Consider the following 14,023-nt stretch of genomic DNA (forward strand, 5'->3'; position numbering starts at 1 on the left):
TTTCAACCCCCCGGGCCGCTGTAGGGCGCCGAATATCGGGGCGCTTCCGCAGCTTCGGATATGCAATAGGGGTCTCGTGATCCAGCGGCAATGCACCTCCTGCTGTCCTCTCCGGAGAAATTTGCACAAACCATGCCACGACCACCCTGCGTAACGCAGAAAGCCCTCCCGCATGGGGAGGGCTTTCTGCTCAGATACGCCCGGCTTCCGGAGCCGCGCCTGTTAGAAGGCTATGGCCAGGCCCACGTTAAACGTCCGGGGCAGACCGAAGAAGACCTCGGCGTCATCGGCGTCGTGGTCCTTGTCCCAGGCATTGAACGGACTGTTGTCGGTTGCATCCTGAATGTAGATGGCATCCAGCAGGTTGAACACGTGTGCGAACGCCTGCAACCGGGCGCCACCCAGGCTTATCGGCAGGTCATAGGTCCCGTGGAAATCTATGACGCTGAAGCTGGGCGTCAGCCAACTCTGGATCCGGTTGCCGTCCGCATCCTTCTCCAGCTCCACTCTGGTGAAGGGGCTGAAGTCGGCGTAGTGGTTGGCATAGTACCGGATCACGAACTGCGTCGTAAGCCCCCGCAGGGGGAATACGGAGGCAGCGATGGCAACCTGCGTCTGCGGCGCGTCGCCCACCTTCAGGTCCTTGATGTAGAAGGTGGCGTCGATGCTTTCCTGGGTGCCGGCTATGCGGAAGTTGCCCTCCGAATCGCTGTCATAGACCCAGTTCCCCACGGATGCCGAGGCAGTGATGGCCACGATAGGCATCGGCCGGATGGTGGCCTCCAGCTCGATCCCGGAGTGGGTCGCATCCACGCCCCGCAGGAACACCAGCACCTCCTCGCCGGTGGTCAGCTCAAACTCCTGCTCCCGGAACGTACGGTTTCTCCACTGCGTGAAATAGGCGTTGGCTCTCACCGAGAACATCGCCGTGGCAAAGTTTACTCCTCCCTCGACGGAGGTGAACTTCTGGTTGCCCACGTCCTCGTTCTTGATACCGGTTACATCGTCGATGACGTCATCAAAGATGGGCACCTTGGAGACTAGCCCGAGGTTGCCGAAGATGCTCAATCCGGGGCTCAGCGCGAAGCTGGCGCCGCCCTTCAGCTGGCTGCCACTGATGGTACCCGAGCTGATCTTGAACGGATTGCCGCCAACATTCTTGAAGAAATCCTCATAGTCGTAGGCGATGGTGGATAGGGCAGCCACACCGTAGGCGTTAATGGGCCCGGCGGTGAATTCACCCTGACCGAAGAATCCCAGCCAGTTCACCGTGTTGGTGTTGTGGTAGGCGATGATGTCCCCCAGCCCTTTCATCTGTGCTGCCGGCGTGCCGTCAAATTCGTTTCCGGATTCAACATAGTAGTCGCCGCCCAGCAGGTCCCGCACCTCCCGGAAGTGGGTGATCTCCGCCGTCCGCCAGTCGATTCCACCCGTAATCCGGATGGCATCGGACAGCCGGTAATAGGCCTTGGAGATGGCCCCGATGGTCCACTGATTGTTGCGGCTGTTGCGCAGGATACCGGTGGACCGGTTTTGGGTCGCCGAGAATTCGGTATCGATATTATCGGCGTTCTGGGCAATCTCTTTGTCCCAGTCCCAGATCCACGGCGCATTGTTGAACCACAGCTCCGTCGAATTGGGATCAAACCCTTTCCGCGACACGCTGCCGAGGGTGCCGGTCCCGCCGCCGTGGCCTCCTGACCAATAAGCCGTCGATGAAATCCGGATGGCATCGGACAGAGACGTGTACCAGTTGATACTCACCTGGGGTTTGTGGAAGAAGTTCTGTCTTTCCATCAGCTGGCCCGACAGGAACCGTTTGTCATCCGTGGTTGAGGAATACATCCCCCAGGCCTGCTCACCCGCGTAGCTGGCATCCACGTCTGCCCAGTTCTGGTTGTGGAAGCGACCGGCCTCATGATACTTGTCAAATGCCGCTACGTCATAATCGTCCAGTCCCCTGGCAAAATCCTGGTCGTAGACCGCGATGTTCTGTTTGTACAGGTTCTGCCCATGGCGCTGGGGTGCCCCCACGGCGTACACCTCAAAGCGGTTGTTGGCGTTCAGGGTGTAGCTGGCGCCGAGGTAGTAGGACATGGCGTCGGTCCAGGTGCCGTCAATGATGCCGTCGCCCACTTTCTTTACCAAATTGGCACTGAGAGCATACTTGCCGCCGATCAGGCCGGTGTTGATGCCCAGGGTCGATTTGAAGAACCCGTCGTTCCCGATCTCCTGCTTGAAACTGAGCCCCGAACCCATGGCCGCCGGGTCGGTGATGATGTTCATGGAGCCACCCACGGACGGGGTGGCCAGGTTGTCCGCGCTCAGGCCCCGCTGCAGCTGGATGGAGGACGTGGCGTCGCCCACGCCGTCCCAGTTGGACCAGTACAGCCAGCCGTTTTCCATGTCATTCACCGGCACGCCGTTGATCTGGATCGCCACATTGCGCTGGTTGAAGCCCCGCACACTGATCCGCGCATCGCCAGCGGCACCACCCTGCATCGTGGCGTACACACTCGGCGTGGTGTTCAGCACCAGTGGGATGTCCTGCGAGCCCAGCCGCAGGCTCATGTCGGCCTTGGAAATATTGCTGTAGGCCACCGGTGTATTCCGTGTCGCCCGGTTGGCGAACACCTCCAGCGCCGTCAATTGAAGGGCGCTGGAGCTCAAGGCAATATTGGCGATGGCCGTGCCCCCGGCGGCAATGTCCAACGTGATGCTGGCCGCCTCAAATCCAATGACCGAGGCCGTAATGGTCTGTGTCCCGATGGGCACGTTCATGATGGCGAACATCCCGTCGGCATCGGCGGCCGCACCAAGCGAAGTTCCCACCACGATTACATTGGCGCCCACCAGGGCGTCGCCCGTCTCGCTGTCTGTGATCTGACCGGTGATATTGCCCGTCTGTGCCCAAAGCATCAGCGGCAGCACCACCACGGCCAGCATTATTGTTAGACCACGCTGGTTCATATTGCCTCCCAAGCGGTTATGTTGGAAATGATTTGGCGCAGAAGAACCGCTGCGATGGGCGGGTGCCCATCAACGAGTCTCCCCACGTCCGTGCTCGAAGTGATCTGACCCATGTAAGGCTGCCGGGCTGCTAGTGGCCCACCTCTCCCCGGCGAATTTGAAGTTATGTGGGGGTGGGGGTCGGTGGCAAGATAAATGGTGCTCCAACGCACATTTTTTCGCCTAAAAAGCCCATTATCCAGCGGGTCGAGACTCCTCCTATGCTATATATGGTATGACGTGCTGGAGTCCCTCCCGGGCGATGGCCTCCTTGGGCGCCCGATGCAATGAATTCCCACGGAGTGAGCTGGTAACTATAAATTTTGGCTATGGCCGAGAAGTCCATCTACCTGGACTACCACGCCACCACGCCCGTTGACGATCGGGTCTTCGCGCGCATGGCGCCCATGTTCACTGAGAAATTTGCCAACCCGGCGAGCAAAAACCACACGCCGGGACGTGAAGTGGCCGCCTTGGTGGAGCACAGCCGGAATCAGGTTGCCCAACTGGTCGGCGCCGCGCCCGAGGAAATCGTCTTCACCAGCGGAGCTACGGAAGCGATTAATCTGGCCCTCAAGGGAGCCGCCTCAATGGGACGCCTCGATGGGGGCCACATCATCACCTTTGAAACAGAACATCGCGCCACCCTCGACACCTGCAAGGTTTTGCAAAGGGCTGGCTGCTCGGTCACCTTTCTGCCTGTGGGAACGGATGGACTCATCGACATTGAACAGGTGCAGCAGGCTGTCAGAGAGAAGACCTTTCTCATCTCCGTCCTGCACGGAAATAACGAAATTGGCGTCATCCAGCCCGTCGAGGCGCTGGGAGCACTCTGTCATCAGCATGGCCTCCTGTTGCATATCGACGCGGCTCAGTCCTGCGCGACGATGCCCATTGATGTCCGGTCAATGGGCGCCCATCTGCTTTCCCTTTCCGCGCATAAGATGTACGGACCCATGGGGATTGGTGCTCTTTACGTTCGGCGACGCGATCCCCGGGTGAGGCTGCAGGCACAGATGCATGGCGGTGGTCACGAAAAAGGTCGCCGCTCAGGGACGCTGCCCGCACCGCTCGTGGTCGGTTTCGGCGCAGCTTGCGAGCTGGCCAGCCAGATCATGGAGACGGACAGGTCCCGGATTGCTACGCTGCGCGACAGATTGGTAGGGGGATTATCCGCGCAGTTGGATGCTGTTGTCTATAATGGGCATCCTGAGAAGCGGTTGGCGGGCAACGCCAGCCTAACATTCAGGGGCGTTAACGGCGCCGCGCTCATTCGCGCTTTGCCAGCCCTGGCGGTAAGTCGCGGCTCCGCCTGTACTACCGAGGAGCCGGAACCCTCTCATGTGCTCCAGGCTATCGGCCTGAGCCGCGAGGATGCCGAGGCGACACTCAGGTTCGGTCTGGGAAGATTTACGACCGCCGATGAGATCGAGACAGCCATTGCCATGGTGGCCGATGCCGTTCAAACCCTTCGCAGCGAGATGCTCCAAACCGCTGCCTGAAAGACGTTCCCCCATTTTTGATCAGGATTATTAGCACCGGTCAAGCAAGCATTAATATTAGTTGCTAAGATGGAATATTTCTTTGAAATTCGCCTCTGCCCATCTTGATGGAGATCTAGATGTACATTGAAGATCAGAGCGTTGCCCCCGATATCGATCTGTTTACGGCCATTGAGGAGTTGAAACAGGAGCGCGACGCGGTTATCCTGGCCCACTACTACCAGGACCCGGATATACAGGATATCGCCGATCACCTCGGCGACAGTCTCAGACTGTCCCAAATTGCTACGCAATCTGATGCTGAGGTTGTGCTCCTGTGTGGTGTCCACTTCATGGCGGAAACAGTAAAAATTCTAAACCCCGACAAGATGGTGCTCATCCCTGACTTGAGAGCGGGATGCTCCCTGGCCGACAGCTGCCCGCCAGACCGGTTCCGGGCCTTTCTGGAGCAGCATGCTGATCATACCGTCATCAGCTACATCAATACCTCCGCAGCCGTGAAGGCGCTCTCAGACATCATCTGTACCTCGGCCAATGCGGAGCAGATTATTGCTTCCGTTCCGGAGGACCAGCCCATCCTGTTCGCTCCTGATCGCCACATGGGGAAATTTCTCATCGGCAAAACGGGCCGGGACATGACCTTGTGGGATGGCGTTTGCGTGGTGCACGACATATTCTCGGAAACTGAAATCCTCCGCCTTAAAGCTGAGCATCCGGACGCAGAGCTGCTGGCCCACCCCGAATGTGATGAGCACATCCTGCGGTTGGCTGACCATATCGGATCGACCACTTCCATCATCCGCTATGCGAAACGGAGCGCTACCCAAGCGTTCATCATCGCTACCGAAGAAGGGGTCATCCACCAGATGAAGAAAGAATCCCCGGAGAAAACCTTCATCCCCGCCCCAACCACCACCGGTTGTGCCTGCAATCAGTGTCCCTACATGCGTCTGAATTCGCTGGAGAAAATCTACCTGGCCCTCAAGAATCTTCAGCCCGAGGTTGTACTGGACGAATCTATCCGCATCCAGGCCCTCAAGCCGCTGGAAAGGATGCTCTTGCTCAGCTAACCGCGGCGCTGTTTCACGGTGGCAAAATTTGTTCCTAATCGTACCCTTTCCCTGGAACCTGTTTGGGTGCGTACTCAAGTACGGGCGTTTCTCCATGAAGATGCTCCCGACGGGGATATCACCACGGCCGTATCCATCCCCGACCATGCCCAGGCGATTGCAGATCTTGTCGCCGAGGATGAAATGGTGTTTGCCGGGGCGCATCTTATCCCCAACTTCTTTGGGGACTCGTGCCGAATCGAATGGATGCAGAACGACGGCGACAGCGTAAAGGCGGGAGCCACCATCGGGAGGATTTCCGGACCGGCACGCACCCTACTCACCGGTGAGCGGGTGCTGCTGAACCTGCTGCAGCGGCTGTGCGGAATTGCCACCCTCACCCGCCAGTTTGTTGAGCGGATTAGGCCCCATGACGTCAAGATACTCGATACCCGGAAAACCACGCCGGGGCTGCGCCTGTTTGAGAAATATGCTGTGGCCGTGGGCGGCGGTTACAACCATCGTCTGGACCTTTCTTCGGCCATCCTCATCAAGGATAATCATGTGAAGATTATGAAAAATCTCCGCGCGGCGATCAGCCGGGCACGAATAGATTATCCTCACGCGGTCGTCGAACTCGAAGTAGAAACTCCGGCTGAAGTTCGAGCTGGCCTCGATGCCGTTGTCGATGCTCTACTGCTCGATAATATGAATCCGCAGGAAGTAGCTGCCATTGTACGCCAGGTGCGGGATGCACTCGGTGATACGGCTCCGTTTTTGGAAGTGTCGGGCGGAATTACACTGGAGACCGTGGCCCATTACGCCGCTACAGGCATTGACGGCATCTCCATTGGAGCACTCACCCACGGCGTAGCCAGCAAAAATATTCGGCTGGACATCGTGTGAGCGCCGGCTGCCCTTGAACAAACTGGCACTCATCGGGCTTGGCCGTGTCGGTGTGCCGCTGTTAGCGGCCCTGCGCAAGGCGGAGTATGCTGTGGACACTTTCACCCGGCAGCAGACAGAGATGGGCGAGCATCGTGATCTGTCTGCGTATGATCTGGCGTTTCTCACCGTGCCCGACCAGGAACTGCCGTCTTTGGTTAGCGGAGTAGAGCACATGCCCAGGACGGGAGTGGTGCACACTTCCGGGCAGGTGCGCAATGCCAATCTGGGGCAACATGTCTCCATGTTTCATCCGGTCATGAGCTTCCGCGGTGGCGAGTCTGCAGCTATTTTCACGGGCTGCCCCATCGGAATTAGCGCTCGGGACGAGGCCCTGTTGTTGCTTTTTTCCGTTGCTGGGCGCATGGGCGCGCGGCCCTTCGAGGTCGATGAGACGCGCAAGGAAACCTACCATTTGGCCGTCATGTTTGCGTCGGTCTTTCCCTATATCTTGCTGCTGACCGCCAGGGAGCTCGCCGCAGAATGTGGTATTCCCGCCCACCAGGCAGCCGCTGTATTGGGGCCTATTTTCGGTCAGGCGGAGCGCCATCTGGCCGCATCGTCACCGTCCGGCGGTCTCACCGGACCGGTATCGCGCGGCGACTCGGCAACGATAGAGCGCCATATGCACGTCCTCGAAGCCCACCCGCAGCTGCGCAAGCTGTACCGGCAACTCACGGAACTTTCTATTGGTTACGCCCATCAACCTCCGGAAATTGCCCGCAAACTGGCTGAGGCCCTGACGTAACAACGATCCGCTATTTTCGGGAATCGAAACAGGCTGGAGAACCTATCCCCATGGTCACAGCCTACGACTATACCAGCGCCCTGCTCGTCCAGTCTGCCGGGATTCAGGCTATCCTTGTCGGTGACTCCCTGGGCATGGTTGTGCAGGGTGATTCCGATACGCTGGCCGTGACCCTCGACGATACTATTTACCATACCAAATGGGTGGTCCGGGGCGCTCCCCAAGCCTTTATCATCGCAGACATGCCTTTTATGTCGTACCAGCCATCGGTTGAAGATGCGCTCCGTTCGGCAGGCAGAGTGCTGAAGGAGACCAAGGCCCAGGCTGTCAAACTGGAGGGTGGCCTTGAAATGGTGCCCCAGGTTGAGGCCCTCGTAGCCGCCGGGATTCCCGTGATGGGACATATCGGCATGCAACCCCAATCCTTCAATCAGTATGGCGGCTACGGCAAGCAGGCCAAGACCGCGGAGGAGCAGGCCGCCCTCACTGAGAAGGCACTGGCGCTGGAGCAGGCGGGGGTCTTTTCCATGGTCCTGGAGAACATTGCCCACGAAGCTGCTAGACAGACAACTGAGGCGCTGAGCATTCCTACAATAGGCATCGGGGCCGGTCTTGATTGTGACGGACAGATCCAGGTATTCCATGATATTCTGGGGCTCATTCCCGAGTTTAAGCCGCGTCATACCCAGCGCTTCGGCGAGATTGGCGCCAGTATTATTGCGGCCCTGGGGGCCTATGCTGACGCGGTGCGGCAGAGCCAGTTCGTCTCTAAATGATCATCCTGCATACGGCCGGCGAGCTGCGGCAGTGGCGCCAAGCACAGCACGGCTCCGTCGGGTTTGTCCCCACCATGGGGAACCTCCATGCGGGACACCTGTCCCTGTTACGGGCGGCTCGAGATCAGCATCCCGTAGCGATTGCATCATTATTCGTTAATGCGCGTCAATTTGATTCGGCGGATGAGCTCAACGCCTACCCTGTGACTGTTGATGCTGACCGGGAACAGCTGGAAAAACTGGGCTTTGATGCTCTTTTCCTGCCCACTGCATCCGAAGTCTATCCTGCCGACTTCGGTACCGTTGTCACACCGGGCTCTGCCGCCCGGAAATGGGAAGGCGCTTTCCGCCCCGGCCATCTTGAGGGCGTCTGTACCATCGTGGCCAAGCTGTTCAACCTGGTTCAACCTGACGAAGCCTACTTTGGTGAAAAGGATTTTCAGCAACTTAAGGTCGTCGCCGCGATGGTCCGGGACTTGAATATTCCCGTGGTGATTACCGCCTGCCCCACCATCCGTGAAGCGGACGGCCTCGCTCTATCCAGCCGCAACAGCCGCATTGATCCGCGGTTGCGGCCCCGGGCCAACGCAATGATCATGCAGCTGAAAAGCAGCGCCGAGGCGATCCAAAAGGGAGCTGCGGTGACGGAAACTGAAAACGCTGCCAGGACAGCTCTCGAAGGGGCCGGATTCGTCGTCGACTATTTTGCGCTGGTTGACGCGGCTTCTCTGGAGCCGCTGGCGAGCGCTATCTCTGGCGCCAGGTTGCTGGCTGCTGCCTCCCTTGGCGGCGTGCGGCTCATCGACAATTATCCCGTATAAATCAAGCTCAGCCCTGTAGCCCATCGTCTTTTACGAAGCGGTCACCGGTTCTCAAATTTGCCGGGCCACCTCGTAATGGTACGCCATCCGCACCTCGACGGGGGTCGCTGCCGCTCCAGCAAATGGGTGTCGTGCATGGCAACAGGCTCCCGCCGATTCCAAACTATAGGGGCTGCCCCGGTCGTACTACCGCATATAGGGAATGATGTGCTGGAGTATCTCCCGGGCGATGGCCTCCTTGGGCGCCGGGCCCAGCTCCACTTCCTCGCCTTTCGCGCTGAGGATCCACACGTGGTTGGTGGCCGCATCAAACCCCGCCCCCTCCTCATCGTACCGGTTCACCACCAGCAGGTCCGCCCCTTTGTCCTGCAGCTTGTGGCGGGCGGCCCCCAGGTCGTGGCCCCCCTGCAGGCTGAACGCCACCAGCGCGCCCTTGAAGTTCCCCCGCACGGCCTTGATGATGTCCGGCGTCGGCTTCAGGGCGAGGGTTCTGGCCTGGCCGCTCCGGCTCAGTTTCTCCGTCGCGGCTGTCGCCGGCTGGAAATCGGCCACCGCGGCCGCCATGATCAGCGCATCCTGCCCCGGCAGCTCCTGCTCCACCGCCACCAGCAGCTCCTCCGCCGTCTCGATGTCCACCAGGCGGCACCCCGCCACCGGCGCCAGTCCCACCGGCCCGCTGATGAGGGTCACCTCCGCCCCCAGGTCCCGGGCCGCTGTGGCCAGGGCATAGCCCATGCGGCCGCTGCTCCGGTTCGACAGGTAGCGCACCGGGTCCAGCGGCTCCCGCGTGGGACCGGCGGTCACCAGCACCCCCTTGCCCCGCAACGGCTGGGGCAGCTCAAAAAGCTCCCGGATGCCACTCACAATGCGCCCCGTCTCCGGAAAGCGCCCCACGCCCACGTGCAGCGTGGCCAGCGCGCCCTCGTCCGGGTCCAGCACCTGCCGGCCCCGCGCCCGCAGCTTGCCCACCGCCTCCCGCGTAGCGGGATTGCGCCACATGCGGTAATTCATGGCCGGCACAAACAGCACCGGGCACTCCACGATGTTCAGCAAGGTGGACAGGAAATCGTCGGCCACCGCGTGGGCGGCCTTGCCCAATATGTTGGCCGTGGCCGGCGCGATCACCACCGCCTCAAATTTCTCGGCGATGTCCACGTGGGGCACCCCGGTGGCGGGATCCTCGGGGAACTGCTCCAGCACCACTGGATGGGTGCTGAAGGCCGCGAATGTGGCCGCGCCCACAAACTCGGTCGCCGCGGCGGTCATGGCCACGGTCACGTCGGCCCCTTCCTTGCGCAGCTGCCGCACCAGCTCGGCGGCCTTGTAGGCGGCGATGGACCCGCACACCCCCACCAGGATGCGGCGGTCGGCCAAGCTACCGGCCATGGCTCGGCGCCGGGCCCAGCACCTGCTGGTAGACGCCCTCGCAGGGATGCCCTTCCAGGCTCCACACCAGGCTTTGGGCCGGGTCGTCCCCCCGCAGCAGCAGCTGCGCGCTGGAGCGCGTCCCGTACTCGTCGCCGTGCTTGCACACCAGGGGGTGCTCCACTAGCAGGTGGGCCTGCCCAGCCATCCATTCCGCGTTGGTTCCGCCGCTCTCGCTCAGCCCCGACCCCTCGTAGGCCGCGTTGGCCACTTGGTAGACCCCTGAGAGCAGATCGTAGGACTCCAACTCTGCGCCGGTCCAGACAAAGAGAAAAGCACTTTCCCTGTCCGCCACCAGCAGGTTGAAGTTGTCGGTGGGCCGCGCGGCCAGCTCCCGGCGCAGCCCAGCGGGCGCGTCCGCCGCCGCCGGCAGGGCCAACATAGCCTGCACCAGTGCGCCCCGCGAATGCAGGTCCGGCTCCTCCCGCTGGGGGAAAATGTTGGTCAGCGCCGCCACCACGCCCGCCGCGCTCAGTCCCATCCACGTGCCCCCCGCTTCCAGGTCGATGGGAGCGAAGGTCCGCGGCTCCGTCTCCCGCCACGCCCAGCCGCCCGCGGGCCGCCCATAGCGCTCATCCCGGTTGGACAGCAGCGCCAAGGGATAGGCATCCCCCGGCTGGTGCCGGATCAGCAGCGTGCACACGGTTAGTCAGACCAGGTCGCGGAATTCGTCGACGGATAGGCGGGCCTGCTTGATGATGTGACTCAAAGTGGACCGCTTGATGGGACGGTGCGCGGGTACCGTCAGCTTGAGGAGCTCATGGCCCGCTCGCTTCTGAAGACGGATATGGCTGCCTTTTTGCCGGACAATCGTCCAGCCGTTACGCTGGAGGGCCTTTATGACGCTCGTGAAGGGTAACTCGGGTACCTTGGTCACAAGGTGAGTTCAACGGCTTCTGCATCATCCGCCAGAACCTGGTCATCTTCCACCGGCTCAAGATAGAGCTCGATGGCCTCCTGAATATTGTTCAGGGCCTCTTCTCGCGTGTCTCCCTCGCTGATACATCCAGGCAGGGAGGGCACGTAGGCGGTGTAACCCCCGTCTTCGCTCGGCTCCAGAACGACCTTGATCTTCATGCCATTTCATCCTTCACGGTATACGCTCCGAAAGTAATCAGGCCCCGCTGATTGCAAAAGGAATTAAGGTGCACACGTCAATCCGCTCCCACCGCGGCCCGCTGAAACCGCGCCCACGCGCGCGCCAACGCCGCCGCCACACCCTCCAGCGCCGTGCGGTCCGCAGCGGTGAAGGCCGCCGGCTTGTCGCTGTCCACGTCCAGCACGCCAATGACGGTCGCCCCCGCCAGAATGGGCACCACCAGCTCCGATCGCGTCGTCATGCTGCAGACGATGTGGCGCGGGTCGGCGTTCACGTCGTCCACCACGATGGTCCGGCGCTCCCGTGCCGCCGCGCCGCACAGCCCCGCGCTGAGCGGGATGCGCGTCTCGCTGGTCGCTGCCCCCATGAAGTGCTCCTCCGCCAGCGTCAGTACGTCCCCGTCCAGCAGGTAGATGCCCACCCAGTCGTAGGTGTCCCGCGCGGCCTTCACCTCGGCCACGGCAGCCTCAACGGCGGCGTGGAAAGACGGTGGCGCGTGGCTGTCAGTGTTGGGTGCCATGAGGAGGCAAAGTTAGGGGGCGCGAGTGCGGCTGAAAAGGGGCGCGGGTGACGCCGACTGGCCGCTTGCCGCACCTCCTTGGGCTGCGATTCCGGCAGGTTCCCCAGCGCCGATGACAGCACCCGCCGATGGGGAAGCCCACAATGAAACCCCGGCTGAAGGCGGCCCCCACCAGCCCCATGCGCCCGCCCCGCTGTCGGATGGAGTTGAAGTTGGCGGAAACTCCCTCCTACTACTGGCTCGGGCTATCTCCATTCACACCCAAGAACCAGTCCAACGCCGCCTTATAAACTGAAATGGGAACTGTGTGGCCACCCGGAAATTCGTTATAAACGACGTCGTAGTCTCGCTCCAGTAAGTTAGGCACGATAATGTCTCGACTCGTTTCTACCGGTAAGATGGCGTCATGGCTTCCATGCGAAACATAAATCTGGGGTTTGCCCACGAGCGGATCGGTGGCCACCACGAATCCAGGCGAAAAACCGATGAGGTGGCTGAAGAGGTCGCCGTTCGTAATCCCCAGTGAAAGAGCATAAGAGGCTCCGTCCGAAAAACCGGCCAGTGCCAGGCGGGTCGGATCGATGTTGCACTGATCGAAAACGTATTGGAGTGCTTGATCCAAGAATTGCAGGTCCGCTCCATTATCGCCCTGTATAAAATCCCAGGTTGAAGCCCGTGAGTCTGGAGCCATGAAGATCATTCCTCTCTCTTCAGCGTACTCGTAGTAGCCCCGCCAGTAGCTACTGCTGCTAGACGCACCGTGCAACCCGATGAACAGCGGCATCGGTGTGTCCGGTGAGTAGCTTTCAGGAACGTAGAGGATTCCGTCTCGACCACTGCTGAGGCCAAGTTGAGTCAACCCTTTGGTTGGTGTCAGAGTTGGAGTACCTGGCCGAGCTGTGAGTCTCGATTCACTGGACGCCACTTGATCGGGTGAGAGATCGCAGCTAACCAGAACCACCGCCAACAGCGCCAGGGCGCCCAGCGCTAGTCGTTTGACCCACTTCTTTAGCATCGGCTACCCCTCCATCAGACGCGGCAGCGCCCGCCGCGCGCCCTGCAGCCGCAGCTTCCTGGCGGGCCAGAGAGGGTCATCGGCTCGCCTCTCACTTACTCGCCTCGGCCACGGCAGCCACCGCAGCCTCCACAGCGGCGTGAAAGGACCGTTGCGCGCGGTGGTCGGTGGTGAGGGACATGAGGAGGAAAGTTAGGCGGTGAAGAAGCGGGTGAAAAGGGGCGCGGGTGGCACCGTTAAACCTCCGATGCGAGAGGTGAGGTCAAGTCAGGGGCGGGCCGGACCCGACATTACTCACTCCGGTCGCTGCGTGATTCTGGTTTCCCACGGGAGGTGTGGACATCGTTATATTTGGACTCCTGTTACAACATTTACGCATTGGGAGGTGGGGCTTGACGATATGATAATGGCAGGAAAAGGCACGTACACGTACGGGTAATCCATTGATAGATAGCGGTTGATGAGTTACTTTTGGACTAATCCTGATTCATGTTTTCGTTCGGTTCGCTCTTCCGAAAATCGCATGAGCGTTATGCGTTGCATATCAACCAGGAATGCTTATTCAGAATGGCCACGCTACTAAACGATAAGGCACTGATCAAAATGTTGGGTGTTGTTATCCAGGACGGCGACCAGAGCTGTATACGCCCAAACTCCTACATCGTTAGACTAGGAAAAACAGGTGAGTTCCTAAATGTAGGCAAGGAGTTTCAGCTTGGGGGAGCCAAGAAAGGAATCAAGCTGCAGCCCGGCCATTCCGTCGCGGTAACAGCATTTGAAACCCTAGATTTTCGAAGAGAAGCTGTTCACAAGCTCTATCCAGACAGCGATCTCCATGGAATTCTTAGCCCGACTACTGATCTTTCTAGGGAGGGCCTGGTTGCGTCAACCACGCAAATTGATGCAGGTTATTACGGAACACTAAATTGGACGATTACGAACACCTCCAATGGGGAGCGGAGGTTTCTTTACAAAGAGCGGATTTTTCGCTTAATAATCTTTCGTTTGGACGACGGAGAAGTGCCCGGGAAACTATATGCCGGAGATTACCAGGGAGAAGAAGGATATGTTCGGTCCAGGCGAACTGGCCCTCCCGTTGGCATGAAAGAAACTG

The 14,023-nt window shown here is 60.1% G+C and carries 14 protein-coding genes; 7 read left to right on the plus strand and 7 right to left on the minus strand.

The features are described from left to right. Positions 1–222: 222 nt before the first annotated feature. Positions 223–2,946: a TonB-dependent receptor gene (locus IH971_04870; GenBank protein MCH7497166.1), complete on the minus strand. Its 2,724-nt coding sequence runs from the start codon at positions 2,944–2,946 to the stop codon at positions 223–225. 392 nt (positions 2,947–3,338) lie between these two features. Between IH971_04870 and IH971_04875 the strand changes: the two genes are divergently transcribed. The 6 genes from IH971_04875 (at position 3,339) to IH971_04900 (ending at position 8,850) form a co-directional block, all read left to right on the plus strand. Continuing rightward, positions 3,339–4,511, plus strand: coding sequence for an aminotransferase class V-fold PLP-dependent enzyme (locus IH971_04875; protein MCH7497167.1), 1,173 nt, complete (start codon positions 3,339–3,341; stop codon positions 4,509–4,511). 119 nt (positions 4,512–4,630) lie between these two features. After that, positions 4,631–5,581 carry a quinolinate synthase NadA gene (gene nadA / locus IH971_04880; GenBank protein ID MCH7497168.1) on the plus strand — a complete coding sequence of 317 codons (951 nt, stop codon included), beginning with the start codon at positions 4,631–4,633 and terminating at the stop codon, positions 5,579–5,581. Between the two features lie 18 nt (positions 5,582–5,599). Then, the gene (gene nadC / locus IH971_04885; protein MCH7497169.1) at positions 5,600–6,466 is read left to right on the plus strand and encodes a carboxylating nicotinate-nucleotide diphosphorylase; all 867 of its coding nucleotides are present in this window, start codon (positions 5,600–5,602) and stop codon (positions 6,464–6,466) included. Positions 6,467–6,479: 13 nt separating this feature from the next. Beyond that, the gene (locus IH971_04890) at positions 6,480–7,253 is read left to right on the plus strand and encodes a DUF2520 domain-containing protein (protein ID MCH7497170.1); all 774 of its coding nucleotides are present in this window, start codon (positions 6,480–6,482) and stop codon (positions 7,251–7,253) included. Between the two features lie 5 nt (positions 7,254–7,258). Then, entirely contained in the window at positions 7,259–8,029 is a 771-nt protein-coding gene (panB, locus tag IH971_04895; GenBank protein MCH7497171.1) for a 3-methyl-2-oxobutanoate hydroxymethyltransferase, read from the plus strand. Then, a complete protein-coding gene (locus IH971_04900) occupies positions 8,026–8,850 on the plus strand; it encodes a pantoate--beta-alanine ligase (protein MCH7497172.1) in 825 nt (274 codons plus the stop codon). Before panB ends, IH971_04900 begins: the two co-directional genes overlap by 4 nt. 186 nt (positions 8,851–9,036) lie before the next feature. Here the strand turns inward: IH971_04900 and coaBC are convergent, their stop codons facing one another. From coaBC to IH971_04930, 6 genes are all read right to left on the minus strand, one after another. Beyond that, entirely contained in the window at positions 9,037–10,236 is a 1,200-nt protein-coding gene (coaBC, locus tag IH971_04905; GenBank protein MCH7497173.1) for a bifunctional phosphopantothenoylcysteine decarboxylase/phosphopantothenate--cysteine ligase CoaBC, read from the minus strand. Beyond that, positions 10,226–10,918: an NRDE family protein gene (locus IH971_04910; GenBank protein ID MCH7497174.1), complete on the minus strand. Its 693-nt coding sequence runs from the start codon at positions 10,916–10,918 to the stop codon at positions 10,226–10,228. Before IH971_04910 ends, coaBC begins: the two co-directional genes overlap by 11 nt. A 6-nt stretch (positions 10,919–10,924) precedes the next feature. Next, positions 10,925–11,152 (minus strand): type II toxin-antitoxin system HicA family toxin, encoded by a 228-nt coding sequence (locus tag IH971_04915; protein ID MCH7497175.1) that lies wholly within the window; start codon positions 11,150–11,152, stop codon positions 10,925–10,927. After that, on the minus strand, positions 11,149–11,352 hold the full coding sequence (locus IH971_04920; GenBank protein MCH7497176.1) for a type II toxin-antitoxin system HicB family antitoxin: 204 nt from the start codon (positions 11,350–11,352) through the stop codon (positions 11,149–11,151). Before IH971_04920 ends, IH971_04915 begins: the two co-directional genes overlap by 4 nt. A 77-nt stretch (positions 11,353–11,429) precedes the next feature. Further along, the gene (locus tag IH971_04925; protein ID MCH7497177.1) at positions 11,430–11,894 is read right to left on the minus strand and encodes a GAF domain-containing protein; all 465 of its coding nucleotides are present in this window, start codon (positions 11,892–11,894) and stop codon (positions 11,430–11,432) included. A gap of 232 nt (positions 11,895–12,126) precedes the next feature. Then, positions 12,127–12,819 carry a hypothetical protein gene (locus IH971_04930; protein ID MCH7497178.1) on the minus strand — a complete coding sequence of 231 codons (693 nt, stop codon included), beginning with the start codon at positions 12,817–12,819 and terminating at the stop codon, positions 12,127–12,129. Positions 12,820–13,398: 579 nt separating this feature from the next. Here IH971_04930 and IH971_04935 point away from each other — a divergent pair. Then, on the plus strand, positions 13,399–14,023 hold a 625-nt coding region (locus IH971_04935; protein MCH7497179.1), incomplete at its 3' end, for a hypothetical protein.

The sequence above is a fragment of the Candidatus Neomarinimicrobiota bacterium genome (assembly GCA_022560655.1).
Taxonomy (GTDB): Bacteria; Fidelibacterota; Marinisomatia; order SCGC-AAA003-L08; family TS1B11; genus JADFSS01.

Excerpts from the sequence above, each read along its gene's own strand:
- IH971_04925 (MCH7497177.1), bottom strand. The coding sequence starts at position 11,894 with ATGGCACCCAACACTGACAGCCACGCGCCACCGTCTTTCCACGCCGCC.
- nadA (MCH7497168.1), top strand. The coding sequence starts at position 4,631 with ATGTACATTGAAGATCAGAGCGTTGCCCCCGATATCGATCTGTTTACG.
- coaBC (MCH7497173.1), bottom strand. The coding sequence starts at position 10,236 with ATGGCCGGTAGCTTGGCCGACCGCCGCATCCTGGTGGGGGTGTGCGGG.
- IH971_04900 (MCH7497172.1), top strand. The coding sequence starts at position 8,026 with ATGATCATCCTGCATACGGCCGGCGAGCTGCGGCAGTGGCGCCAAGCA.
- IH971_04875 (MCH7497167.1), top strand. The coding sequence starts at position 3,339 with ATGGCCGAGAAGTCCATCTACCTGGACTACCACGCCACCACGCCCGTT.
- IH971_04870 (MCH7497166.1), bottom strand. The coding sequence starts at position 2,946 with ATGCTGGCCGTGGTGGTGCTGCCGCTGATGCTTTGGGCACAGACGGGC.
- IH971_04920 (MCH7497176.1), bottom strand. The coding sequence starts at position 11,352 with ATGAAGATCAAGGTCGTTCTGGAGCCGAGCGAAGACGGGGGTTACACC.